The sequence below is a fragment of the Epilithonimonas sp. 33E genome (genome assembly GCF_059372615.1).
In genome coordinates, this window is the sequence record NZ_CM182009.1 from 1,188,568 (window position 1) to 1,213,605 (window position 25,038).

Below are 25,038 nucleotides of genomic sequence, written 5' to 3' on the forward strand. Positions count from 1 at the left end.
GAGTTTCAAACTCTGAAGGGGTTTTTTGTGACTTTGCTATAAAAATTGTTCAATCTTAACAGCCCAATCAGCTTTCCAATCTTGATTCTTTTCCAATTTTAAAATCCCAAATTTCTCTGTCAGTTCCTGATTATGATTTTCCAGATCAGCAACACCTTGCCAAGGTTCCAGGCAAACGAAATCCGCATTTTTTGCTGCCCAAATTCCGAAATAGGGGAAATTAGAAAAAGTAAAAGTAATCTTATGATGATTCTTTTTGTTTCTTAGAATCAATTCCCGGCTTTTCATGTTTGTCATTACCAAAGCATCTTTTGCGAATAATTCGTAAGATAAAGGAAGTGTTTTATTAGAAAGTTTAATGGTTTGTGTTTCATTGCTGATCAGGTTATCAACTAAAGGATGGATTTCCAGTTTTTCATCATCAGAAAAAGCGATTTCATAATCGTTATAATTTAATCCATTTTCTGTGTCGATTGCAAATCCCGGATGCGCTCCAAGAGAAAAATACATTTCTTTTTGAGAAAGGTTTTTGACATTGTAAGAAACTGTCAGTTTATTTTCTGTCAAAACATATTTGATTTCCAGACTGAATTCAAAAGGATAGATTTTCAAAGATTCTTCATCAGAATTTAATTCAAAAACAACTTCATTTTCAGAAAATCCTTTCACTTCAAAAACTCTTCTTCTTGCAAAACCATGACGCGGCAATTCATAAGTTTGACCTTCAAAAATGTATTTGTCATCTTTCAAAGCGCCAACTGTTGGAAAAAGAACAGGACTTTGACCACCCCAGAAATCAGGATTGCCTTCCCACATTATTTCATCTTCGTTTTCGAGATTGATGAGTGAAATCAATTCTGCACCCAATTCATTAAGTGTGGCTTTAAGTCTATTATTTTGAATCGTTATCATTTTGTTAATTTATTCTAATACAAATATCAGTATTAATCTTGGAATTTTTGATCTGATATCTAATGTCTAAAATCTAACGCCTGATTTTATATAATAAATTCCTAAATTGCCGTTTTATAAGCAATAATGAAAGGATTTAATTTTCTGAAACGTATCAATAGCTGGGTCGTATATTTTATATTGACTGCTATTGTTTTTGGAATTGCAATTTCTTCTTTCCTGATGATTGATCAGCTTCGTAAACAGGAAATTCAGAAAATCAATCTTATTGGTACAGCTCTTAAAGCATACACAGATGATGATATTTCTGCTGATCCTAAAATTCAGGAGTTGTATCTTGCTGTAATGCAGGATAATACAAATCTGCCGATTGTTGTTACTGATAAAAACAAGACGCCAATATTCCAAGCCAATATCCCGGCAGAAATAGAACAGGATACTTTGAAATTAAAGAATCTGATTCGGAAAATGGAGAATTCTTACGATCCATTCGTTGTAGAATTACCGTCAGGTCAAAATCAATATATCTATTATGATAACTCAGATTTACTGAATTATTTCCGTTATTATCCTTATGTCTTAGCGTTATTTGTAGGAGCTTATCTGGCTTTTTCCTTCTGGTTTCTCAGAACTTTGAAAAAAACGGATGAAGGCTTTGTTTGGGCTGGTTTGGCGAAAGAAACGGCGCATCAGATCGGAACACCACTTTCATCAATGATTGGTTGGGTTGAGATTATGAAGCTCGAAGATGAAAACAGTTTGGGCGTCAAAGAGCTGGAAATGGATGTCAACCGATTGAAAACCATTTCCGAAAGATTCTCCAAAATTGGTTCTATTCCTGAACTTAATGACCTTGATATCAACGAAACTGTTCAGCAGAATTATGATTACTTGAAGAAGAGAATTTCCGCAAGAGTAGAATTTACTCTCAGAAAAACTTATGAGCCAGTTCTCATTCCACATAGCAGAATTCTGATGAGCTGGGTGATTGAGAATCTGGTGAAAAATGCAGTCGATGCCATGAAAGGCGAAGGAAAATTGGAATTGTCTCTTTACAAAAAGAACAAAAATATCTATATCGATGTGACTGATACAGGCAGTGGAATGACTAAACAACAGATCAGAAATGCCTTTAAACCAGGATTCTCTACCAAAAAACGTGGCTGGGGATTAGGGCTTTCTTTGACAAAAAGAGTTGTCAGCGAGTATCATAAAGGTGATGTGAGAATTGCCCATTCTGAAGTTGGAAAAGGCACAACTTTCAGAATTATCCTGAGAGAAAATCAGAAATAATATCAACAAAAAAATAAGCTTATCTTTGCAAAATGAATAAAACCACTTTTGCAGATTTCGATTTACCGGAAAAGATTCTTGATGTTCTAGCCGATTTAGATTTATTTGAACCGACGCCTATTCAGGAAAAAAGTTTGAAACCGATTCTTTCAGGTCGTGATGTGATGGGAATTGCACAGACCGGAACCGGAAAAACTTTGGCTTATCTGCTTCCTGTTCTCAAAACTTGGAAATATAATAAAACGGGGAATCCAACGGTTTTGGTTCTTGTTCCTACAAGAGAATTGGTAGTTCAGGTAACGGAAGTTCTTGAAAAACTGACGGAAAATATAACTGCAAGAGTTATCGGAGTTTATGGTGGAAAAAACATCAATACACAGAAATTGTTGTTCAATGACGGATGCGATATTTTGGTAGGAACACCTGGAAGAGTGATGGATTTGTCGATTGATAATGCGATTTCTCTAAGAGAAGTTAACAAATTAATCATTGACGAGTTCGACGAAATGCTGAATCTTGGTTTCCGTCCACAACTCACTCACATCTTCGAGATGATGAAAGAGAAAAGACAGAATATTCTTTTTTCTGCAACAATGACAGAAGCATTGGATGAAATATTGAACGAATATTTCGCTTCTCCAATCGAGATTTCCTTGGCAAGGTCGGGAACACCTTTGGAAAAGATTGTCCAATCTGCGATTCCTGTTGATAATTTCAATACCAAATTGAACTTGTTAATTCATCTTTTGAAAACCGAAGATAATCTTGAGAAGATTCTAATTTTCGCAAATAATAAAAAACACGCTGACCTTATCTTTGAAAAACTGAATGTAGAATTTCCAGACGAGTTTGGCGTCATTCACTCTAATAAATCTCAGAATTTCAGATTAAGAGTAATGCAGGAATTCAGCAATGAGGAATTGCGAGGTGTCATTACAACTGATATTATGGCGAGAGGTTTGGATATTCCGGATATTTCCCACGTTTTCAACTTCGAAGTTCCTGAAGTTCCTGAACAATACATTCACAGAATTGGTAGAACCGGACGTGCAGACAAAGACGGAACTGCTGTGACTTTCTTCACGAAAAAAGAAGAAGCTCAACTTCTTGACATCGAATTATTGATGGACAAAGAAATCAATAAAGTTAAGTTTCCGGAAGAGGTAACCATTTCGAAAGTCAAAATCGCGTCTGAACAGGATGAAGTGAAAATGAAATTCCTGACAACAGCAAAACTCAACGAAGGCGAATCTGCTTTCCACGAGAAAAAAGATAAGAACAAGAAAATCAATCTTGGTGGACCAAGCAAACGAAAAGCACCTAAAAAATTCGGTGCGAATAGAGCGCAACAAAAGCAAAAGTCAAAAGCTAAGAGAAAGAAATAAAAAAACGCTTCAGAATTTTCTGAAGCATTTTTTTGCTTATTAAGTATTTATTTTTTTAAGTGAACAAGAGTCTTGTCGGACTTTCCATCATTGTCATAGTCTTCATCCTCGGCTCCTACAAAAATAAGTTCGGAACTTGTTAACTGTTCTACGGAAACAGTTTCAGTAGAACCATTTTCAGTAACTGTTAAGAGTTTTTTTCCAGAATCATAACTATATATCGCCGAATAAGAGCTATTTAAGCAAGAAGAATTATCGTTGTAGTATATTTTTACAGCTAACTTCCCATCGTTTCCAAAATTATAAAATGATTGGGATTCACAAGTATTTGGTGTTACCGAGTTTGTTGTTCCATTCCCATATTTTATTTCGGTCTTATTTAGTTTCCAAGTGCCATTGATAGAAATTGTATCATCGTCATCTTTCCTGCAAGAAATAATTACTAACGAAGCAAAAGCAAATAGAATAAGTTTTTTCACGGTATTAATTTTCTACAAATAAAATAAAAATTGATTAATAATGAAAATCAACTTCTAATCCACTTCCAAATCTCCTTCAAAGTCGCTTTGTTTCCATACATCAAAATTCCCACTCTATAGATTTTCGCCGCAATATAAACCATCAATAGAGTAGAAGCGATCAATAGGAAAATCGATAACAAAATCTGCCAAAGCGGAACGCCAAACGGAATTCTCGCAATCATCGCAACCGGCGAAGTAAACGGAATAATAGACAACCAAAAAGCCATTGGTCCATCAGGGTTATTCATAATAGTGAAGCTTCCGTAAAGTCCCAACATCAAAGGAACAATCGCAAACATCGTGAATTGCTGAGTTTCGGTTTCGTTATCAACAGCACTTCCGATTGCTGCATACATCGAGCTGTAAAAGATGTATCCAAACAAAAAGAAAAATACGAAAACACCAATAATTCCTACATAATTCATATCCAAAAGAATATGAGAAACCTCGGTTGCGATTTGCTGAAAATCCAGATTTTTCATCAGTTCTTCTTGTCCTGCCGGAATATTTTTCTGCATCGCCGCGAATCCTGTATTAAGGAAAAAAGCTGCAGTTACAGACATCGCAATCCAAATGATAAACTGGGTTAAAGCAACTAAAGTCACACCCAGGATTTTGCCCATCATCAGTTCAAATGGCTTTACAGATGAGATGATGATTTCCACAACACGGTTATTCTTCTCTTCCAAAACGCTTCTCATTACTCTGACACCGTAAATAATGATGAACATAAAAACCACGTACATCAATCCAAAACTCAACGCAGTCTTAATTCCGAAAGCCAGGTCACTTTCCGGTCGGTCGCTTTCCGTCACGTTTTGAGAAATGATTTTGAAGCTTTTATCAAGATTCACGATTCTGTCCTCGGAAATTCCAAGCATCTTGATTTTTTCTTTTTTCAAAATTTCGCTCAAATCTCTGGAAACCGCACTTTTCGTATCCACACCGATTTTCTTGTTGGTCAATAATTTTGTTCCATTTTCCAACGCATCAAAATTTTTGTCTTTCAATTCCGGGATGATGAGAATTCCGTCCGAACCTTTCAGTTCTTTCAGATTTTTAACCAATGCATTTTCCGTATTAGTTGGGACAAAAGTGTAAGTAATATCTTTTGTAGACTTCAGTTGGCCGGCAAAGATTCCGCTTTTGTCAACCACTTCGAATTGGTATTCCGCTTCGTTAGCCTTGAACATAAAGCCAATCAAAGCACCAAATCCAATAATCATCAGCGGAGCCAGAAGTGTCAGGATAATAAAAGATTTTTTCTTAACCTGTGTCAGAAATTCTCTTTTCGTTATGAGGAATATATTTTTCATTCTTTTTGTAAAAAGTAAAATGTATTAAGTATAAAGTAAATCAATTATGGATTATCAGTTATCAATTATGACTTAACTGCATTAATGAAAACCTCATTCATACTCGGGATTTTCTCATTGAAGGTTCGTATCGTTCCGGCTTTCAGAAGGTCTTGAAGCAAAATATTCTGATTCTCTGTATTTTTCAACTCGAAATTGAAAAGGCCATTCGCAGTTCCAAGATTTTCAATTTGATATTTTCTCGTCAGTTCTTCCAGATTTTCAGAATTCACATCCGATAAAACCACAGAAAAAACATTCTGCTTAAATTGTTCCCTAACATCAAAAACTTTCCCGTCCAGAACTTTCTTAGAATTGTTGATAAGCGCCACAAAATCACACATTTCCTCTACACTTTCCATTCTGTGAGTCGATAAGATTATTGTCGTTCCTTCGTTTTTCAGGCGAATGATCTGGTCTTTGATGAGGTTCGCATTCACTGGGTCAAATCCTGAAAAAGGCTCATCCAGAATCAATAATTTCGGACGATGCAGAACCGTTACCACAAACTGAATTTTCTGTGCCATTCCTTTCGAAAGTTCACTCAGTTTTTTCTTCCACCATTGGTCGATGTTCAGTTGTTCGAACCAGAATTTAGCCTGCGAAAACGCTTCCTGTCGGGACATTCCTTTCAGTTCCCCAAAATACAAAAGCTGGTCGCCCACCGTCATATTCTTGTAAAGACCACGTTCTTCCGGCATATAACCGATATTTTTGATATGTTCCGGATTCAGTTTTTTGCCGTCGATCCAAACATTGCCTTCATCAGCCTGAGTGATTTGATTAATTATTCGGATAAACGATGTTTTTCCGGCACCGTTCGGACCTAAAAGTCCGTAAACACTTGCAGTAGGAACTTCAATTGAAAAGTCCTGAAGCGCAATTTTCTTCCCGGCGTTGTATGTTTTTTTGATACGTTCTGCTTTCAGCATACAGATATTTTTTATTTTTAGGAGCAACAATATTTGTCCTTCGGTTCAATTTATCAACCCGCTTTCCGTTGCAATCTTTTTCTTTTCTGAAAAAGAAAAAGGATTTACACTACAATCGGGGCTATGTTGAGGTTTTGTCTTTTTTCTCAACCGATTTTTAAAACCTCACAAAATTAGTTTAAAAAAGACAAAAATGTTACAGAATAAGAAGTTCAAAATATGATATTAATTTCTTTGCCGCCTTTGCGAACCTTAAAAATATTTTCAAGAATTTCAAAAAATCTTCGCGCTCTTTGCGTTTAAAACCTAAAGTCGAATTTAAAATAATTAAATTTGCGCAACAAAAGCAATTCGCTAAAATCCAAACTATGACTCAAGAATTTTTGGGAAATTCCCAATTCCAGATATCCAATCAACTAGTTTCCGCAAGCTGTCCTTCTAATATCGCATTGATTAAATATTGGGGAAAATACGAAAATCAGATTCCTGCCAATCCAAGTATTAGTTATACTTTGAACCATTGCAGAACCAATACGACGATGGAGTTTTTTGCCGGAGAAGATTTTTCTGTTCAGACTTTTTTATCAGGAAATGAAGAAAAAAAATTCGCTGAGAAAATTGAAAAATATTTCAAAAATATTGAGCCATATTTGCCTTGGATTCTGAAAGGAAAATACATCATCAGAACCGAAAATACATTTCCTCACAGTTCAGGAATTGCAAGTTCAGCTTCAGGTTTTGGAGCAATTGCAAAATGTCTGATGAGTTTAGATGAAATTTTCACTAATAATTCGGATGACAATTTTAAAACCAAAAAAGAAAGCTTTTTGGCAAGATTAGGAAGCGGAAGTGCTTGCAGAAGTCTTTATGAAGGTTTGGTAGTTTGGGGAAAAACTGAAGAAGTGGAAGGAAGTTCGGATTTGTTTGCTGTTCAATATCCGAACGAGGAAATCCATCCGATTTTCAAAAACTTCAACGATTGGGTTTTACTGATTCACGAAGGTCAGAAATCGGTTTCTTCAACGGTTGGTCATGGTTTGATGAACACCAATCCTTATGCAGAAAGACGTTTTCAGGAAGCGCACGAAAATTTTACCAAACTCAAAACCATTCTTGCGACAGGCGATATGGAAGGTTTCATCAAATTGGTTGAGCACGAAGCTTTAACGCTTCACGCCATGATGATGATGAGCGATCCGGCATTTATTCTGATGAAAGCAGGAACTCTGGAAGTCATTAATAAGATATGGGATTTCAGGAGAATTACAGGATTATCATTGTTTTTCACATTAGACGCTGGAGCGAACGTTCATTTGCTTTTCCCGAATGATATCGATAATGATAGAATTACAGATTTCATCAAAACAGAATTGATTCCCTTAACACAAAAAGGTGGAGTAGTGAAAGATGTGATGAGGTTTTAGGATGTCGAAAGCTAAAAAGTGAAAATCTACCGTAATAATAAAACAGTATTTTTTCATTCCGGAGGAATCTCAGCGCTCTAGATTCCTCCGGAATGACAAAATTGTGAATAATAACTATTCTTAATTTATGAAAAAACTAACAATACTTTTCCTACTAATCATTTCTTTCATCGGAAATGCACAAACCGTTACAGAACCAAAAAACAATCCTGAAAAATGGTCACAACCCTATGAGCCATTCAAAATTGTGGGCAATCTGTATTATGTCGGAACTTATGATTTGGCATCGTATCTTATTGTTACAAACAAAGGAAATATTCTCATCAATACAGGTTTAGCCGATTCTTATCCGCAAATCAAAGCGAATATTGAGAAGTTAGGATTCAAATATAAAGACATCAAAATCCTGACTTTGACTCAGGCACATTTTGATCATATGGGCGCAATGGCTGATATCAAAAAAGATACTGGGGCAAAACTTTATGTGGACAAAACAGAAATAGCTGAACTGAAATCTGGTGGAAAATCAGACTACGAATTAGGGAAATATGGAGTGACATTTAAACCATTAACACCGGATTTTCTCTTGAAAAACAATGACAAAATCAAATTAGGAAATACGACTTTGACTTTGCTTCATCATCCTGGTCACACAAAAGGTTCTTGTAGTTTTATCTTCGAAACCAAAGATAAAGACAGGACTTATAAAGTTTTGATTGCCAATATGCCGTCCATCATCATTGACCACAAATTTTCTGATGTTCACACTTATCCTGAGATGCAAAAAGATTATGCTTACACTTTTGATGCGATGAAAAAGCTGGATTTCGATGTTTGGGTCGCTTCTCACGCCAGTCAATTCGATTTGCACGAGAAACGTAAACCAGGCGATGCTTACAATCCGAAATTGTTTACGGATAAGGAAAATTATTTTAAGTATCTGAAGGAATTGGAAGATGATTATTTAACCAAATTAAAAGAAGAAAATTGATTTGAAATCGAAATTCAAGATTACAATGCTCGTTACAGTATTGTTTTGTTTTGCATTTATTCTGATATTCTATTATAAGATGACAGAATTGGTAATTACAGATTTTGATGGGTTTGTCAATACTTATATGTCAGAAAACATCTATGGCAGAATATTGATTCCTCTTGGTCTTTTTGGTTTTTTATGGAGTCCTATTTATCTTCTCAGGTATTTTAAAACAATCCGGATTTATCCGTCTAATATTGAGGTTAATTATTTCTTTCCAATCTTTAATCATAATCTTCAGTTAAAGGATTTTGATTATTATATTTTAGTTAATGAGATGACAAGAAATGTTCCTGTTGAAGCGATTTGGTTTATTAAAGACAGAAAAGTTAAGTTCATTATTCCGGGACAGCTTTATTCTAATTATTATGAAATAAGAAATGAAATTTCAAAATATAATATTGAAAATAAAGGTAAAGTGAAACTTAACCCTTTTCAGGAAATAAAAGCTAAATTAGGATTTAAAATAAACAAAATCACATAATTAAAATGCATATCCACCACATCGCCATCATCTGTTCCGATTACGAAGTTTCCAAAAAATTCTATACAGAAGTTTTAGATCTTAATATTATTCGTGAAGTTTATCGTGAAGAACGACAATCCTACAAACTGGATTTAGCAATCGGAGATCATTACGTTATTGAGTTATTTTCGTTTCCAAATCCTCCAAAACGTCCTTCACAACCAGAAAGTTGTGGACTACGTCATTTGGCTTTTTCAGTTGAAAGTGTAGAAAATAAAAGAGATGAATTAATCAAAAAAGACTTGAACTGTGAAGAAATTAGGATCGATGAATTTACAGACAAAAAATTCTTTTTCACCACAGATCCGGATAATTTGCCTCTGGAATTTTATGAGAATTAGACTTACAAAATAATAAACTTAAAAAAAATCAATTATCGCTTATCAATTATCATTTATAATCAATGGGAATAACCTGTCAGGAAGCTTACAATCATAATGGTTAAAACAATCATTGAAATGATAACATATGTGTAATCCTTTTCTTTCAGATAACCGATTAATGCGAAGATAATTCTTACGAGAGGTGTTAAGATCAAAAGCAAAATACCAAGCTGTATAATCGCCATTCCTTCACCTTTACAAAGCGAATCCCAGAAACTTCCCCAGACTTTTTCCGACGAGTCTCCCATTTCTAAAAGATTGTACTTTCTAGGCATTTTGAAACCTTCTGTAAAAAGCTTTATAAAGCCGATAAAAGATGTCACAACAGAAAGAATAACGCCTAATCTCAAAAGATTTCCAACTGAACGGTTCAGGTCAACATCGGTAAATGGTCTTGTTCTCATTATTGGAAATTTTTGGCAACACCGTTATACATCATATAAATCGAAAGTAATGTGATGACTATCGCAAAAAATGTTTTCAGTTTTTTAGTTTTCGAAATCATCAAAGTTTTGGAACCTATAAAGCTTCCGACTACAACCCCGATCAACACCGGAGCTGCAATCACAGGAATAATCTGTCCTCTCTGGAAATAGATCAAAGCACCGGCAACAGCCGTTACACCGATCATGAAGTTACTCGTAGTCGTAGACACTTTGAACGGTAATTTCATCATGTTGTCCATTGCCAGAACTTTCAGCGCACCGGAACCGATTCCCAGAAGTCCGGACATTGCACCTGCAAAAACCATCATTAAGAATCCAGGAATTGTATTTCTGGAAGCATAATGTTTAATGCCATCTTTATCTGGAAAAGTCCCATAAAGTTTGAGTTTATCAGCAAGACTCCCTTTAATTAATTCTTCCTGATGGTCGGGCTTTCCTTTAAGATTTAATAATACGGTAAGAATTAAAATACTCGCAAAAATAATCCCGATAGTATTAGGATTAAGAAAACCAGAAACTAATGCGCCAACAACAGCGCCCATCGTAGTTGCAATTTCCAGGAACATCCCGATTCGCATATTGGTAAAGCCTTCCTTCACAAAAGCAACAGCAGCACCTGAAGAAGTCCCGATCACAGATACAAGAGAGGCACCAATCGCATAATGCATCGGTACGCCAAAACCTAGTGTCAATAAAGGAATAATAATAACGCCGCCGCCCAATCCTGTAAGAGAACCCATCAATCCCGCAGCGATAGCTCCAATAAATAGAATTATGATTTCTGACATGGGACAAATATAGAGTTTTGAAAAATATTTTGACCGGTAAATAATGATTTTTTTATAAATAATTAATTCATATATAGCCTATTAACATTGTAGGAATTAGTGATTTTTGCTCTCTTACAAGACTCAGTTTACGGATTGGATTTTACATATTATTTTAAGTATTTTTGTGAAACATTTTCTCGGAATGAAATTATTCTACGTTATTTTAGGCGCAACACCAAAGGGCAGAAATATCGAACAACACGATGTTTTTTTCGGGGTTGCAGAACGTTTTGAGGATCTGATTCCGGAGATGAAGAGTTTTTGGTCAGATGCCAAAATCCATATCGATTGCTATCAGGAAGTCCGTTTTGCCAATGGCTTTGAAGTGAAAGTCATGAATAAGCTTTCCGAAAAATCATTTGATCAATTGTTTTTTATCAATCTCGGTGGTTACAAGCCGGGGCATTTTGAAGAGTTTCACGAGCAGCATCTAATGGTTGGGAAATCTCTCAGCGATGTTATCAAGAGAGTGAAACAAACCGAATTTTATAAAACCATGGGTTTCGCGAACGCTGTAAGTCACATTGATGATAAACATGGTGTGGATATCGATGATATCTACAATGTTAATGATCTGTTGTCAGAGAATTCCAAAGAAAAATATTCCATTATCCTTGAAAAATCTGATATTGAACATCAGGAAAATGTGATGAAAATCGGTTATCTTAAAATCAAATAATTATGAAAGCAATTTCTCTAATTCTCGTTTTCGTTTCTTCGTTTTTCTTGGCCCAAAAATCTGAAGAAGAATCAATTAAATCGACAGTCAATCAATTATTTACTGGAATGAAAACTTCCGATTCTGTATTGATTAAAAAATCATTTCATAAGAATGCCGTTTTGCAGACTATTACAAGAACAGCAGAGATTAAAAATGAAAGTATCAATGATTTTGCATTGAGCATTTCTAAAGCTGAAAAAGGTAGTCTGGATGAGAGAATCATTTTTTCAAATATTCTGATTGACGGAAATCTGGCATCGGTTTGGACACCTTACGAGTTTTATTACAAAGGTCAGTTTTCGCATTGCGGCGTCAACTCGTTCCAGTTGGTAAAGTCGAATAACGAGTGGAAAATCCAGTACATCATCGATACTAGAAGAAAAGATAATTGTAAAAATTAATATCAATAGGAATGGGCTTTAGCCCATTTTTTATTTTAAAAATCAATTGACTTTAGTCAAAAAATAATTTGCGAAATTTGCGTTTAAAAATAAATCTAAAAGAAAGTAAAAAAATGAAAATCGGAATTTTAGGCGGCGGACAATTGGGAAGAATGTTCATTCAGGAAGCATTAAAATATGATGACGAATTCTATGTTCTCGACCCCAATCCGGAATGTTCCTGCGCCCATATTTCTCGTTTCACTAGAGGTGATTTCAATGATTATGATACTGTTTTGGAATTTGGACGAGACAAAGATGTTGTGACGATAGAAATCGAACACGTGAATGCAGATGCGCTTGAAACATTGGAAAATCAAGGTGTAAAAGTGGTTCCTAGTTCTAAAATTATCAAGATCATTCAACAGAAGATTTTGCAAAAACAATTCTATGAAGAATATAGAATTCCGTCTCCTGAATTCGAAATTATGGACGGTAGCGAGGACGAAATCAAAATCCAATTGCCTTTCGTGCAAAAACTGAATACAGGCGGTTATGACGGGAAGGGTGTTCAATTGCTTCGCTCAAATCAGGATTGGAGAAACCTTTGGACTCAGGAATCGGTTTTGGAAAATCTGGTCGATATTGATAAAGAATTATCTGTCATTGTCGCTAAAAACGAGAACGGCGAGATCAAAACATTTCCAGTAACAGAAATGGTTGCAGACCCAAAACTGAATCTTCTGGATTTCAACATCTGTCCGGCTGATATTTCTGAGGAAACTCAGAAACAGATTAATATAATTGCCAATCAATTCATAAGAAGTGCAGATTCTGCAGGACTTTTTGCGATTGAATTATTCCTTGACAAAAACGGAAAAGTTTGGGTGAATGAAACAGCACCTAGACTCCATAATTCCGGCCATCAGTCACAGGAAGGCAACGCCAATTCCCAGTTTGAGCAATTTTACAGAGTCGTGACCAATCAGCCTTTAGCTGATACAGATACATTCGGATTTTCCGGAATGCTGAATCTTGTCGGTGATGACAATTATTCCGGAAAAGTAAAATATGAGGGTTTGGATGACGTGTTAAAATTACCCAAAACTTATGTTCATCTCTATGGAAAAACGGAAACCAAACCGGGAAGGAAAATGGGACACATCAATGTTCTGGCGGATTCCAGAGAGGAATTAATGGAAAAACTAATTCACATTAAGTCTTTGGTGAGAGTAACAGCATAAAAAAACGGTCAGAATTATCTGACCGTTTCTTATTTAAAAATTATTTGGCTTTGGCACTTTCTAACGCATTGTTATAAGCATCTTTTGCATCGCCCGCCGCTTTTTTAGAAGCTTCCTTAGCATCCTGCGCCGTTTTGTTAATAGCTTCTTTTGTGTCCTGAGCAGCAGCTTTCATATCCTGCTTGGCATTTTCTGCAGCTACTTTTGTTTTATCAACAGCATTGTCAACGCCTGCTTTCACGTCCTGCGCTGCATTGCCAACAGCGGTTTTGGTATTTTCCCAAGCCATATTGGCGTCCGCTAAGGCTTTTCTGGCAGCAGCTTCGGCATCTTTATCACCTTTTTTTATAGCGGCGTCCAGGTCGGCTTGTGCTTTGTCTACAGCAGCTTTGGCCTCCATTTCAGTCATTGGCGCTGTTTCCGAAGTTACTACTGCCACTGTATCTTTGTTAGCATCTGTAACAACAGTTTCTTCCTTTTTGGTACAAGACGTTGCGAATAATAGTCCAGCTGCGGAAGCTGTCAATAAGATTTTTTTCATTGTAAAATTTTTATTTTGGTTAATAAATGTGTTTTATATTATTGTAAATATATTAATTCGAAGAATATCTCAATCAACAAATTTTATCATTTTAAATATTTTTGCATCAGCCTGAATTTTAGCATTCCGGGTTTGTAATTAATAATGAATACACCGCTGATGATACACGCTGTAGCAATAATGAATTTAGTAGAAATTGTTTCTCCAAGAATCAGCCAGCTGAGGAAAATACTGATTATAGTATTCACGTAAGACAAAATCGAAACTTGTGTTGGTAGTAATGTTCTGAGTAGATAATGATAAGAGAAAAACGCCAGTACAGAACCGAAAACAGCAAGATAAATAATGGCTGAGATACTTTTTACAGACCAGGCTGAAATATCAATGGTTTCTGAAAATGAGAAAGCGAAAATCAACTGGATAATTCCTGCAAATGCAAACTGGTAGAAAAGATTCAGGAATAGATTGTTATTTTTAACGTTAATCTTTTTCGTGTAAATTGTTCCAAGTCCCCAGCTCATTATTGCGATAATCAAAATTAGCAGTCCTAATCTGTAGCTTGGATTCATCAGGTCATTAATGCCGTCCCAGAAAATAAAGAGCACACCGAAAAATCCCATTAGAAGTCCTGCCATTGTCCGGTAAGTGAATTTTTCCATTCCAATAGCCATACTCGCAACAAAAATGAAAATCGGAGATAGCGCACTGATTAAAGATGTTAAACTGCTGGTGAGATTTTCCTCGGCAACCGTTGTCAAGCCATTCGCACCAACCAGCATTAATGATGAGAGTGTAATCTGAATTCGGAAATTTCTCCAGCCAATCCATTTCAGGTTTTTCGTATAAATCAGAATAGGAAGCAGGACAAGCGATGCTAAAAATTGACGTAACCCTGCAACAAACCAGGGCGGAACAGTTTCTACACCTATTTTGATGCCGAGAAAAGTCGTTCCCCAGACAATAGCCACGACAAAGATTGCGATAATGGTTTTTGAACTCAAAGCTTTTATTTGAAAAAAATACTAATCCAAAGGTATTCCAAAAACTCCGATTTTACCTATAAATTTTTATCTTTGAGCATCTAATAAAAAATGAAATGGTAGGAATAATAATGGGCAGTCAAAGTGATTTGCCAATAATGCAACAAGCGGCTGATTTTCTCAAATCTCTGGAAATTCCTTACGAACTAACTGTTGTTTCCGCACACAGAACGCCGGAACGTATGTTCGACTATGCAAAAACAGCGAAGGGAAGAGGTTTGAAAGTTATCATTGCAGGCGCTGGCGGCGCGGCGCATCTTCCGGGAATGGTCGCCAGTTGTACCATCTTGCCGGTGATTGGCGTTCCCATTTTATCAAGTAACTCTATTGACGGTTGGGATTCGGTGTTGTCGATTTTGCAGATGCCTTCAGGAATTCCTGTTGCAACAGTTGCTTTGAATGGTGCTGCCAATGCCGGGATTCTCGCAGCGAAAATCATCGGGACGTGCGATTCCGAAGTTTCTGAAAAATTACAAAAATACCAGGATTCTCTTAAAGATAAAGTTCTTGGAACTGTTGATGATATTAAGAAGCTGCATCCGAATCAGTTTGATAAGTAGGTTTATAATTATAATTGCTTTAAAGATTTAATAGTATTTTGATATTCTCTGAATGCATTTCCAAATTGTTCTGTAAATTCATAGTTGCTAAATTCATATTCTTCATTCAGTCCAGTTTGTGTATGTAATTTGATTTCTCCGTATTTAACAACAGGTATTTGATAGTTACCTTTGAATCGTTTATTTGGTGTTCCGTTTTTATTAACCTTAAACCAAGTTCTATCAATAATTTTTGAATCTTTTGGAACAAAACCGGTTTCAGTAAATCTCACATAACTTTGATTGAAAGTCAACTCATCAAGTCCAATAATAGCGAATTGAGTTTTTGAAGAAAACATTAAAATAAAATTCGGATAGAAATATAAATCTGCTCCATTTGCATTTTGAAAATATAAGGTCTCAAAATTTGATTTTATATCAGGCAATGTTTTAATTCCAAATCTCACTTCCCTTTTTCTTACAAGAGTACTCGCGGATGAACGAGTCGCAATTCTATCTTGATAATGTGCACTTGTGACATCCCAAATTTTATGACTGTTAGCTAAATTTTTGAAGCTATTAATAAGTTTGTTATATTTTTCTTGTATTTCAGGTTCGAAATTTACATCCAATTTTACATAACAATTTTCTATTTGTTCTTTTAATTGTTTAATAGTCTCCTGCTGTTTTTTTATATCTATTTTTATTTTTTCAGAAATAGATTTTTTAATTAAACCGTAAAGCAAAATATAACTTGTTGTCAATTTTAGTTTAGAACCACCAATTGTGGTTTGGACTTTCAATAAATCAATTTTAAGTTCTTTTCTTTGCTGATGAGCCAATATTATGGCTTCTTTCACACCTTGCATATTCTGGCTTGTGATTTCCTGAATATCTCTACTGAAAATATTATCTCCTAATTCTACTATTGGAGGGTTATAATTTGAAGGCAATGGATTATTAACACCAGATAATTTATGTCTATTATGAATTCCCAGAATATTGGTATTTATAAAGGTGCCTGATTTTCCAAATGTCATATTAGCACCTTTTACTCCAATAGAAGTGCTAATGCCGTTTTTACTTAAATTGAGATGAACTCCTGGAATGATTTTAATCCGTTTTCTATAACTCCAAGCCATATTAAATTAGTTTTATTATTCAACATTGTAAAACTAATTTTTGAATGAGTGATTTTCTTACGGATTTCCGTAATCTGAAAACTATTTATCCAAAATCCCTCTGATCTTATTCGCATTCACAATCAATTCTTCCAGATAATCAAAATTCTCTTTCTCCAAAGCGGATTTGAATTTTCTCAGCTGCGAAATGTGCTCGTTCAGAACATCCAAAACATTTTCTTTGTTTTGGCGGAAAATCGGAACCCACATTTCCGGATGAGATTTTGCCAGACGAACCGTACTCGAGAAACCAGAGCTCGCTAGCTGAAAAATAGTATCTTCTTCACGCTCTTTTTCTAAAACCGTATTTGCAAGTGCATAAGAAGTAATATGCGAAATATGCGAGATGTAAGCCGTATGAACATCGTGCGCATCGGCATTCATATAGATTGGATGCATCTCTAATGTTTTAATGAGTTCTTCTACAAGTTCTAAAGCATTGTCGTCGGATTCTTCTTTGTTACAAATCACGGCTGCTTTTCCTGTAAAACTATCTTTGGTTGCCGCATTCGGACCGGAGTTTTCCGTTCCCCACATCGGGTGAAACGCTACGAAACGTTTTCTGTTCGGATGATTTTTGATAGAGTCCACAATGCCGGATTTCGTGGAACCAACATCCATTACAACCTGATTATCATTAATCAAATCTAAAACATCAGATAATATTTTCCTGGCCGAATCTACCGGAATTGCAATGATAATCAAATCCGAATTTTGGATTCCTGTTTCGAAACCTGCTTTTTCATCAATAATGTTAAGTTCAAGTGCTTTATTGAGGTTGTATTCATTTTGGTCAATTCCATAAACGAAATTGGTGAAGTTTTTCTCTTTTAATTTCAATGCAATGGAACCTCCGATTAATCCGGTTCCGATAATTCCTATCTTCATCTTTAATATTTTTCTAATCGATTTAAAAAACAAAAAACCCCGTCATCAGGACGAGGTTTTGATATTTCTATATACGAATCCTAATCCTGTTTCAGGTTTTGAATTGCGTAATAATATGTTCTGCTTGTAGTTTTCACAGAACGAAGATAGAATTAATTTTATTAAATTCAAAAAAAATTATGGATTTGAAATAATCAATGTCGACGGAATATCTGATAACCAAAGACTTTTGGTGTCAATCAAATTTTTCCAGCTTTTGCTGCTGATGAGCATCAGATCCTGAGATTCCAGGAACTCTTTTTCAATGGTTTTCTCGTTGTAAAGTGTAATGTGATTTGGTGCGATATGTTCGATATTCCTAATTAGTTCGCGTATTTCTGTATTTCTTCGGATTTGTCCGGCAGCATCCAAGATAATGACCTGAGAATCGTTATTATTGATGAGTCGCTTGGCATATTCAACCAGATAAAAATCGCTCAAATCAAAAATCGGAATGAAAATTTTATCTGCACTTTCGAAGTTTTTGTCAACCATAATTCCCACAGGAATATTGGTTTTGTCCAGTATGCTCAACGTAAAATCATCGAAAGGAGAAGAATTGAAGATATATGATTTGCCTTTAACTGTGTTCAGTAATTTCTCAGGATTAATGATTTTGGTCGTAAAACCCAGCAATTTTCCAAGCAACGTTCCTTCATATATAGATTTTCTCAGCATTATCAGAAGCAAGTCATAGTTACCTTTGTTAGTGATATGCACCAAATCATTTTCGATGTCATTGGAAGCTTTGAAAAGGGTAGTGACTTCCAGCTTCAGCTCCTGCGATGTGTCGATAATGTTAGAAAACATTTCCTCTTCATAACTGTCGGAATCGAAGGTGTGAAGTCCTTCCACAGGCGCAGTGGTCATTGCGGTAATACTTTTGTTACCGTTCATTTTGTTAGTGAAATTATCAGCAAGCTTCAAGAGTGTACTTCCGGATTCCGGATTTTCAAATGAAAGCAAAACTTTATATTTTCCACTATTATCACTATTTTCTTCATCGCTCATTGACTTTTTTCCTCTGAACAGAAAATTGATTAAATCCAAAGAAGGTCCCGTCATAAAGGTGGTAAACAAGGCCATTATAACCATCATTGCAAAAATCTCAGGACTTAGAACGCCCAAATCATAGCCGATGTTGAGGACAATCAGTTCCATAAGACCTCGGGTATTCATCAAAGCACCGATTGTGAGACTATCTTTCCAATTGATTCTCAGGAATTTTGCAGTGAGGGCACTTCCGATGAATTTTCCCGTCACAGCGACCGCGATAATCAGACCTGCCGTCATCCAGAGATGTCCGTCATTCAACAATCCGATTTGGGTTCTTAATCCTGTGAAAACAAAGAATAATGGTAATAGTAAAACTAATGCGACATCTTCAACTTTCTCAATAAAAAGATTCCTGAATTTCACATTTTCCGGCATTATCGCTCCGGCCATAAATGCTCCAAACAATGCGTGAATTCCAATCACTTCCGTGGCATAAGCCGAGATAATCAGTGTTAAGAAAAAAATTGCAACGATCGATTTGCTGATAATTCCTTTACCGGATTGCAGTTCGGCAATTCTTTTCAGGAAAGGTCTCACGATTTTTATCATTAGAAAAACATAGGCAATCGCCATCAGAATGACATAAATTGAGCTGGCAAAAGAACCGGCTTTTACAATAGCAATCACGGCTGCCAGAATACACCAGGCTGTGATATCATCGGCTGCAGCACAAGTGATGACAATGGTTCCAAGTTTGGTTTTCTGGAGATTCCGTTCCTGCACAATTCTCGCCAAAACCGGAAATGCCGTAATGCTCATTGCAATGGCGATAAACAACGCAAACGAACTGAATTGGACACCATCCGGCGCAAATTCCTTATAAATGAAATAGGATAATCCGATTCCCAATGCAAATGGAATGATGATACTAGCGTGGCTGATGACAACGGCGTCGTGCGCTCTTTTCCTGAGAACGCTCAAATCCAGCTCCATTCCCACGATATACATAAATAAGATTAATCCTATCTGGCTGAGAAACTGTAAATTAGGAAGTGATTCTTTCGGGAAAAGGAAAGCTGAAAATTCAGGGAGATAAAGTCCTAAAAGCGAAGGTCCTAACACAATTCCTGCAATCATTTCACCGATAACAGAAGGCTGTTTCATTTTCATACAAATCCACCCGAACAATCTTGCCACAAAAATTATTGTGACGATTTGGATAAGAAGCAATGCCAGCGGATGATGCAGGTTGGTCATAAATGAGTCGACAAAATTGTCCCACATTGTGCCGTTGCTGGTTTTATGAATAATATTTTCGCCGGCTTCCAGCGTTTTCCCTTCCACAAAAAACCAATACATCAAAGCCGAAAAAACCAAAATTGTTGTAACGTAAAATATAATATTCCTGTACTTTGCCATAATCACCGACTTAGATTTTACCTAATTTTCAAGATGTAAAGTTGAGAAGTTTTTGAATATGAATTTTATATCAAATTCAAAAATGTAATAAAATGGCCTTTTTCTGCGCTGAAATTATTTTGAGAGTTTTTCGGAGACCTGGCTTTTAAACGTATCACTGATATTTAATTTTATTGGATTTCCTTCTGATGAAGCCAAATCCAGAATAATTTCCGAAGAGGAAAAAACCTTAATAAAATCGATGTTAACCATTTCTTTTTTGTTGATTTGAACAAAATTCTTCTGGGGCAATAATTCGGATAAATTTTTAAAACTTAAGTTTTTAAGAATGATTTCTGAATGGTTTTTCAGCTTCAAATCCTTATCGCGACTATCGATTTCCGATGTTTTGATGTAAACTACATCATTGACAAAAATTCGGGTTTTGCCCAGATTGGTGTTCCATTCAAAAAACTGATTTTTTCGCTGTTCACCCAACAATTTTTCTACCTTTTCAAAAGCCTGCTGGAGGCGTTCTTTTTTGATAGGTTTTCGCACATAATCCAACACATCGAGATCAAAAGCTTCTGCTGCGTATTCTTTGTAAGCCGTCGTAAAAATAATTTTTTTGTCTTGGATTAATTCAGCAACTTGAAGTCCGTTCATTCCAGGCATCTCGATGTCAAGAATACAAATATCACAATCGATGTCGTTGATTTCCTGTAAAAAAACTTTTGGATTGTTAAAGGCTTTGACCACCTCGATATTTTCCATTTCACTGCAAAGCAATTTTAAGTAGCTGATTGCCAGTAACTCATCGTCCAGAATAACGCACTTTATCATAAAATTCTGAAAGATTAATGGTTAGATGTGCTGTGAAAATACCATTGCTGATATTTTTGCTGAGTTTGTAATGATTCTTGTAAATTAATTTCAAACGCTGGTCAAAAGATTTGCTTCCGAATCCACTGTTTTCCTTTTGCAACGGCGTTTTCTCTGAAATTTTATTCGAAACTTTCATTTCAAATGTTCCGTCATCCAAAACTAAATTAACGGAAATAAAAGAATCCTGGGCCAGAAAATCTGTGTGTTTAAAAGCATTTTCAATCAAATCAACAGAAATCAGCGGTGCAAAAACTTTCTCCTGATAAACAGGATCTTCTTTGTTGATTTTGGTCTTAATTCTGAAATCGAACAAAGGATTGATTTTGATTTTGTTGATTTCGATGAGATTCATTGCAAAATCCAGTTCTTCTTTTGGAGTGACAAATTTGTTGCCGCTTTCGTAGAGAATGTAATCCAGAATATTGGCCAGTTTGTCCAATGAAATGTAAGTCTGATAAGCGTGCGATTGCACTGAATTCAGGATGTTTTTGAAAAGATGAGGATTAAGTTTGGTCTCGATGTGTTCCAGTCTCACATTGTCGAGTTTGTTTTCAATGGCTCTGTAATTGTCTTCGAGAAACTTATTTTTTGCCTTTACGGATTTATATTTTCCGAAGAGAAAAAAACTCAGAACCAACAGTAAAAAAATAACAAAAATCCCACCAAATAAAAGATAATCGGGTAGAAGAAGATTTTTGCCGTTCATCGTTTATTTTAACTTTTTAAGACCGATAAATTCCGCTTTTTCCTTGCATTTGAAATAATGGATTTCATAGGTCGGATTGTCTTTAGGATAATTCAGAATATATTCCGGACAAGGTTTTTTCTGAGCGTTGCTTTTGTCGAAATCGATTTTACCTTTGGAAATGATATCGTCTTTCATGGATTTTTCAGAGATTTTATTCGCTTCCATTTCTTTTTTGAATTGGTCAGAATAAGAAAAATCTTTGGTCAATGTTTCCGCAATCACTCTGTCATTAGGAAAATACGAGCAGCTTGCACCTTTCTGATTGAGGACAAAGAAAACGATTAATAATCCAGGAACCAGTCCGATAAAATAGAATTTAAGTTTTTTGAGCATTGTTTGATTTAAAAAATCAGAAGGTTGATGTCGTGGTAAGGAAGGTCGAACTTGTTGCAAATCAGTAGCTTGGTGTGTCGGCCTTTGTACATATACAAGGATTGCTTGATTTCGTTTTTGTGAACCAGCATATTTTCAAAACCGCCTTCTTCATCGTAACCCAGCAGATAGCTCAAAAAGAAATTGCTGATTGCTTTCGTAGTTGTTCTTGGCATTTTTGACGTCAGGTTCGGCAATCCGCAATGGATAACGCCGTGCTTGATGATGAACGGTTTTTCAGTAGAAGTTAGTTCCGATGTTTCGATAACTTTTCCGTTATCTATGGTAATATCAATGATGACACTTCCTTTTTTCATTTTCATCACCATATCTTCCGTTACGATAGGTGACAGGTTAAGTCTTGGTAAAGCACCGATAACAACATCTGCACGTCTAAGAGATTTTGTGAGTTCTTTTGGATCGATGATTGAAGTCGGAACTCGGCTGTCCACCAACGTGTGAAGTCTTCGTAGTTTTGACAAGGAATTATCAAAAACTTTGACACTTGCACCTAAGCCAATCGCTGCTTTTGTTGCAAATTCGCCCACGATTCCTGCTCCCAATATTACTACTTCCGTTGGACGCACACCGGTAATCCCACCAAGCATCAATCCGTTGGACATGGCCAAAAGTTCTGATGCATAAAGAATGGAAACGGTACCTGCAATCTCGCCAATCAATCTTACCAAAGACAATTGTTTGTACTCATCCATTATGAATTCAAACGCAATAGCGTTGACTTTTTTAGCCGCTAATTTGATGAAATAATCTTTGTCCCTGAGATTGATTTGCAGAGCAGAAATCAGATATGTCATAGGTCTCAGGTACTCGATTTCTTCTTCTGTCGGTGGGTTGATTTTAAGCACCAAATCTTGAGAAAACGCCACTTTTGGATCGTTGGTAATTTCCGCTCCGGCTTCTGAATAAAGCAAATCTGAGAAGTGTGAGCCTTCGCCGGCGCCACTTTCTATAATCACTTTATGACCGTTATTGACCAATATCTGAACAGCATCAGGAATCAGACATGTTCTTTTCTCACTCAGACAAGTTTCCTTAGGAACACCAATGCTGAAGGTTTTTCCTTTTTTTACTACTTCTAACTTTTCTTCCTTGGGAATCAGTTCTTCTTCAGAAAAAGGCGTAAATATGGTTGACGTGCTGCTCATAAAATCAAAACATTAATCAAAAATATTAGGCAAAGATAACACAAATTACAGTATCTGTTAATTAAATTCGATTTCTCTTCCGGATTCGGTATTTTCTATGGTCATTTCGTGAAAATCATAGCCTTCCAGCTCATCCATATAGATTTCCGGCCATTCAATAATAGAAAGAAATCCGTTGTCCAGATATTCCTCAATCCCGAAATCATAGGCTTCGGTTACATCTTTCAGTCGGTACAAATCAAAATGATAAACTTTTCCTTTTGGCGTGTCATATTCGTTGATAATAGAGTAGGTTGGCGACGAAATCTCATCATCGCTCCCAAATTCTTTCAGTAAGTATTGAGTAAAAGTTGTTTTTCCAGCGCCAAGATTGCCTTTAAGCAAGAGAATGTTATGCTGAAGATTCGGAATGATTTGATTGACTACATCTTTCCATTCCGGAAGTGTATTGATTTGAAATACCATTTTTATTTTTCGCAAAATTAAAATATTTATTTCTACAAATCCGGAATTTGAAACTAGAATTTTTCACAGATCATCGTATAGAAATACTGAGTTGCTGAGCTGTTTCTGGCAAGAAAAGTTACTCTGTATAGGTTGTTATCACCGGGGTAAGTTATGTAAAGTTCATCCAATCCGTTGTTTGCATAAGTTGCATCCAGAGTTTGCCAACCGGTTGTACTGTTGTTTCCTGTTCCACTTCCAATGGTTACTGACTGTCCGGAAGCTAAGGTATTAGTTCCGCTAAAGCTGTCGGTAGATTTGTTGACTCTGTGGATGATCGTATAATATATTGTAGTTGAGTTTCCTGAGACAAGCTTGATTTGAGGAACGGGACCTGTATTAAACCTGAAGCTGAATTTTCCGCAATCTACGGTATTGCCAATGTTCGGAGAGTTGGAAACATAAGTCAGTTTTTTGTTTTCTACAGCTAATGTCTGGATTGTTGAAAGTAAACTGGCTTTGTCCCATTTATCAAATTCGCCGTTGGTATTTGCGACAATGACATTGTTGTAAGCTGCATCTGTACTTTTATCTGTTAAGGTTCTTACTCTGAGATCTCCGTTAACATCAAGGGCTCTGGTTGGTGAATTGGTATTAATGCCAACATTTTGACCATAAATGGATGTTGAAAAAAACACAATCGAAATAAATATAATCTTTCCCATATTATAAAGTTTGCATATAGAACCTTTCACAAACCAGAGCATATGCATAGGTTGTCGTGTTGTTGTTATTCGTTCTCGATAATGTAAGTCTGTATAGATGATTCTGTTTTGGCGGAATAATAGTATATATCCTTACCGTATTGCCGGCAGCATCATTTGTTGTAGGAAAAGCTGTGGCGTCGAGAGTCTGATAAGTTGCATAATTTGCTGTTGTGAATGTAACTGTTCTGTTAGCATAGCTGTACGCATTGTTTGACCAGCGTTTTATTCCGTAACCTAGATCAAATGTGGTGATGTTATTATTTGTAGCAAATATCGTTGTCGAATTCAGTTTGAATTCCGGCGTGTTGTTATTGTTGATCCTAAAAGTGATGTCACCGCAGTTACATTCGTTGGCAGTTACAGCTCCGGTTGCAAGATAAACCGAACGCTTTACTTCTACGTTATTGGTTGATGTCTGGAAAATAGCAGGAATGGTAATGTAATCTACATCACCTGTAGAATTATTGGCCGTAACTATTCTGTCATATGCAGAATTGTTAGTAACAATAGTTCCTGTTGTCACTCTCAGATCTCCATTAACATCCAGTTTTCTTGTAGGCGCATTGGTGTCTATTCCAACATTTGTATTCTGCGAGTATGCAAGACCGGAAATTAGAATCGTAGCAAAAAAATATTTTTTCATATT

Annotated in this window: 28 protein-coding genes; 10 read left to right on the forward strand and 18 right to left on the reverse strand. The window is 35.9% G+C overall.

Annotation, left to right across the window (positions count from 1 at the left end; genetic code table 11):
- Positions 1–36 precede the first annotated feature (36 nt).
- On the reverse strand, positions 37–912 hold the full coding sequence (locus AC5P2S_RS05570; RefSeq protein WP_494556544.1) for an aldose 1-epimerase family protein: 876 nt from the start codon (positions 910–912) through the stop codon (positions 37–39).
- 126 nt (positions 913–1,038) lie between these two features.
- Here AC5P2S_RS05570 and AC5P2S_RS05575 point away from each other — a divergent pair, with 126 nt between their 5' ends.
- Both AC5P2S_RS05575 and AC5P2S_RS05580 read left to right on the forward strand, forming a co-directional pair.
- Positions 1,039–2,205: a sensor histidine kinase gene (locus tag AC5P2S_RS05575; RefSeq protein ID WP_494556545.1), complete on the forward strand. Its 1,167-nt coding sequence runs from the start codon at positions 1,039–1,041 to the stop codon at positions 2,203–2,205.
- Between the two features lie 32 nt (positions 2,206–2,237).
- On the forward strand, positions 2,238–3,590 hold the full coding sequence (locus AC5P2S_RS05580) for a DEAD/DEAH box helicase (RefSeq protein WP_494556546.1): 1,353 nt from the start codon (positions 2,238–2,240) through the stop codon (positions 3,588–3,590).
- Between the two features lie 47 nt (positions 3,591–3,637).
- Here the strand turns inward: AC5P2S_RS05580 and AC5P2S_RS05585 are convergent, their stop codons facing one another.
- The 3 genes from AC5P2S_RS05585 to AC5P2S_RS05595 all read right to left on the reverse strand — a co-directional run bounded on the left by AC5P2S_RS05585 (position 3,638) and on the right by AC5P2S_RS05595 (position 6,398).
- Positions 3,638–4,069, reverse strand: a complete 432-nt coding sequence (locus AC5P2S_RS05585) for a lipocalin family protein (protein WP_494556547.1) — start codon at positions 4,067–4,069, stop codon at positions 3,638–3,640.
- A gap of 47 nt (positions 4,070–4,116) precedes the next feature.
- The gene (locus tag AC5P2S_RS05590) at positions 4,117–5,427 is read right to left on the reverse strand and encodes an ABC transporter permease (protein WP_494556548.1); all 1,311 of its coding nucleotides are present in this window, start codon (positions 5,425–5,427) and stop codon (positions 4,117–4,119) included.
- A 65-nt stretch (positions 5,428–5,492) separates the two neighbouring features.
- A complete protein-coding gene (locus AC5P2S_RS05595) occupies positions 5,493–6,398 on the reverse strand; it encodes an ABC transporter ATP-binding protein (protein ID WP_494556549.1) in 906 nt (301 codons plus the stop codon).
- 368 nt (positions 6,399–6,766) lie between these two features.
- On the opposite strand from AC5P2S_RS05595, the gene AC5P2S_RS05600 reads away from it, so the two are divergent.
- The 4 genes from AC5P2S_RS05600 (at position 6,767) to gloA2 (ending at position 9,725) form a co-directional block, all read left to right on the forward strand.
- Entirely contained in the window at positions 6,767–7,822 is a 1,056-nt protein-coding gene (locus AC5P2S_RS05600) for a diphosphomevalonate decarboxylase (RefSeq protein WP_494556550.1), read from the forward strand.
- A 127-nt stretch (positions 7,823–7,949) separates the two neighbouring features.
- On the forward strand, positions 7,950–8,813 hold the full coding sequence (gene bla / locus AC5P2S_RS05605; protein ID WP_494556551.1) for a subclass B3 metallo-beta-lactamase: 864 nt from the start codon (positions 7,950–7,952) through the stop codon (positions 8,811–8,813).
- 1 nt (position 8,814) lies between these two features.
- Positions 8,815–9,342: a hypothetical protein gene (locus AC5P2S_RS05610; RefSeq protein ID WP_494556552.1), complete on the forward strand. Its 528-nt coding sequence runs from the start codon at positions 8,815–8,817 to the stop codon at positions 9,340–9,342.
- A gap of 5 nt (positions 9,343–9,347) precedes the next feature.
- A complete protein-coding gene (gene gloA2, locus AC5P2S_RS05615; protein ID WP_494556553.1) occupies positions 9,348–9,725 on the forward strand; it encodes an SMU1112c/YaeR family gloxylase I-like metalloprotein in 378 nt (125 codons plus the stop codon).
- A gap of 59 nt (positions 9,726–9,784) precedes the next feature.
- On the opposite strand, the gene AC5P2S_RS05620 is transcribed toward gloA2, so the two are convergent.
- Positions 9,785–10,171, reverse strand: coding sequence for a DUF1634 domain-containing protein (locus AC5P2S_RS05620; protein WP_494556554.1), 387 nt, complete (start codon positions 10,169–10,171; stop codon positions 9,785–9,787).
- Complete coding sequence (locus tag AC5P2S_RS05625; RefSeq protein WP_283417480.1) at positions 10,171–11,001, reverse strand: sulfite exporter TauE/SafE family protein; 831 nt, start codon at positions 10,999–11,001, stop codon at positions 10,171–10,173. Before AC5P2S_RS05625 ends, AC5P2S_RS05620 begins: the two co-directional genes overlap by 1 nt.
- A gap of 184 nt (positions 11,002–11,185) precedes the next feature.
- On the opposite strand from AC5P2S_RS05625, the gene AC5P2S_RS05630 reads away from it, so the two are divergent.
- The 3 genes from AC5P2S_RS05630 (at position 11,186) to AC5P2S_RS05640 (ending at position 13,388) form a co-directional block, all read left to right on the forward strand.
- Entirely contained in the window at positions 11,186–11,722 is a 537-nt protein-coding gene (locus tag AC5P2S_RS05630; RefSeq protein WP_494556555.1) for a DUF1543 domain-containing protein, read from the forward strand.
- Between the two features lie 2 nt (positions 11,723–11,724).
- Entirely contained in the window at positions 11,725–12,165 is a 441-nt protein-coding gene (locus AC5P2S_RS05635; RefSeq protein WP_494556556.1) for a nuclear transport factor 2 family protein, read from the forward strand.
- Between the two features lie 113 nt (positions 12,166–12,278).
- A complete protein-coding gene (locus tag AC5P2S_RS05640) occupies positions 12,279–13,388 on the forward strand; it encodes a 5-(carboxyamino)imidazole ribonucleotide synthase (RefSeq protein WP_494556557.1) in 1,110 nt (369 codons plus the stop codon).
- A gap of 40 nt (positions 13,389–13,428) precedes the next feature.
- Here AC5P2S_RS05640 and AC5P2S_RS05645 read toward each other — a convergent pair whose 3' ends face one another.
- Positions 13,429–13,929, reverse strand: coding sequence for a hypothetical protein (locus AC5P2S_RS05645; protein ID WP_494556558.1), 501 nt, complete (start codon positions 13,927–13,929; stop codon positions 13,429–13,431).
- Positions 13,930–14,015: 86 nt separating this feature from the next.
- Positions 14,016–14,930: a DMT family transporter gene (locus AC5P2S_RS05650; RefSeq protein ID WP_494556559.1), complete on the reverse strand. Its 915-nt coding sequence runs from the start codon at positions 14,928–14,930 to the stop codon at positions 14,016–14,018.
- A 95-nt stretch (positions 14,931–15,025) separates the two neighbouring features.
- Between AC5P2S_RS05650 and purE the strand changes: the two genes are divergently transcribed.
- Complete coding sequence (gene purE, locus AC5P2S_RS05655; protein ID WP_494556560.1) at positions 15,026–15,529, forward strand: 5-(carboxyamino)imidazole ribonucleotide mutase; 504 nt, start codon at positions 15,026–15,028, stop codon at positions 15,527–15,529.
- An 8-nt stretch (positions 15,530–15,537) separates the two neighbouring features.
- Here the strand turns inward: purE and AC5P2S_RS05660 are convergent, their stop codons facing one another.
- The 10 genes from AC5P2S_RS05660 to AC5P2S_RS05705 all read right to left on the reverse strand — a co-directional run bounded on the left by AC5P2S_RS05660 (position 15,538) and on the right by AC5P2S_RS05705 (position 25,035).
- A complete protein-coding gene (locus AC5P2S_RS05660; protein ID WP_494556561.1) occupies positions 15,538–16,650 on the reverse strand; it encodes a DUF4236 domain-containing protein in 1,113 nt (370 codons plus the stop codon).
- An 81-nt stretch (positions 16,651–16,731) separates the two neighbouring features.
- Positions 16,732–17,577 carry a prephenate dehydrogenase gene (locus tag AC5P2S_RS05665; RefSeq protein WP_494556562.1) on the reverse strand — a complete coding sequence of 282 codons (846 nt, stop codon included), beginning with the start codon at positions 17,575–17,577 and terminating at the stop codon, positions 16,732–16,734.
- 177 nt (positions 17,578–17,754) lie between these two features.
- Complete coding sequence (locus tag AC5P2S_RS05670; protein WP_494556563.1) at positions 17,755–20,031, reverse strand: cation:proton antiporter; 2,277 nt, start codon at positions 20,029–20,031, stop codon at positions 17,755–17,757.
- Between the two features lie 114 nt (positions 20,032–20,145).
- On the reverse strand, positions 20,146–20,853 hold the full coding sequence (locus AC5P2S_RS05675; RefSeq protein ID WP_494556564.1) for a LytR/AlgR family response regulator transcription factor: 708 nt from the start codon (positions 20,851–20,853) through the stop codon (positions 20,146–20,148).
- A complete protein-coding gene (locus AC5P2S_RS05680) occupies positions 20,825–21,601 on the reverse strand; it encodes a histidine kinase (protein ID WP_494556565.1) in 777 nt (258 codons plus the stop codon). The genes AC5P2S_RS05675 and AC5P2S_RS05680 overlap by 29 nt, the downstream gene beginning before the upstream one ends.
- 3 nt (positions 21,602–21,604) lie before the next feature.
- Positions 21,605–21,976, reverse strand: a complete 372-nt coding sequence (locus AC5P2S_RS05685) for a hypothetical protein (protein ID WP_494556566.1) — start codon at positions 21,974–21,976, stop codon at positions 21,605–21,607.
- An 8-nt stretch (positions 21,977–21,984) separates the two neighbouring features.
- Entirely contained in the window at positions 21,985–23,181 is a 1,197-nt protein-coding gene (locus AC5P2S_RS05690) for an alanine dehydrogenase (RefSeq protein ID WP_283417467.1), read from the reverse strand.
- Between the two features lie 57 nt (positions 23,182–23,238).
- Positions 23,239–23,646: a tRNA (adenosine(37)-N6)-threonylcarbamoyltransferase complex ATPase subunit type 1 TsaE gene (gene tsaE / locus AC5P2S_RS05695; protein ID WP_494556567.1), complete on the reverse strand. Its 408-nt coding sequence runs from the start codon at positions 23,644–23,646 to the stop codon at positions 23,239–23,241.
- A 53-nt stretch (positions 23,647–23,699) separates the two neighbouring features.
- Entirely contained in the window at positions 23,700–24,350 is a 651-nt protein-coding gene (locus tag AC5P2S_RS05700) for a hypothetical protein (protein WP_494556568.1), read from the reverse strand.
- Position 24,351: 1 nt separating this feature from the next.
- On the reverse strand, positions 24,352–25,035 hold the full coding sequence (locus AC5P2S_RS05705; RefSeq protein ID WP_494556569.1) for a hypothetical protein: 684 nt from the start codon (positions 25,033–25,035) through the stop codon (positions 24,352–24,354).
- Positions 25,036–25,038: the final 3 nt, after the last annotated feature.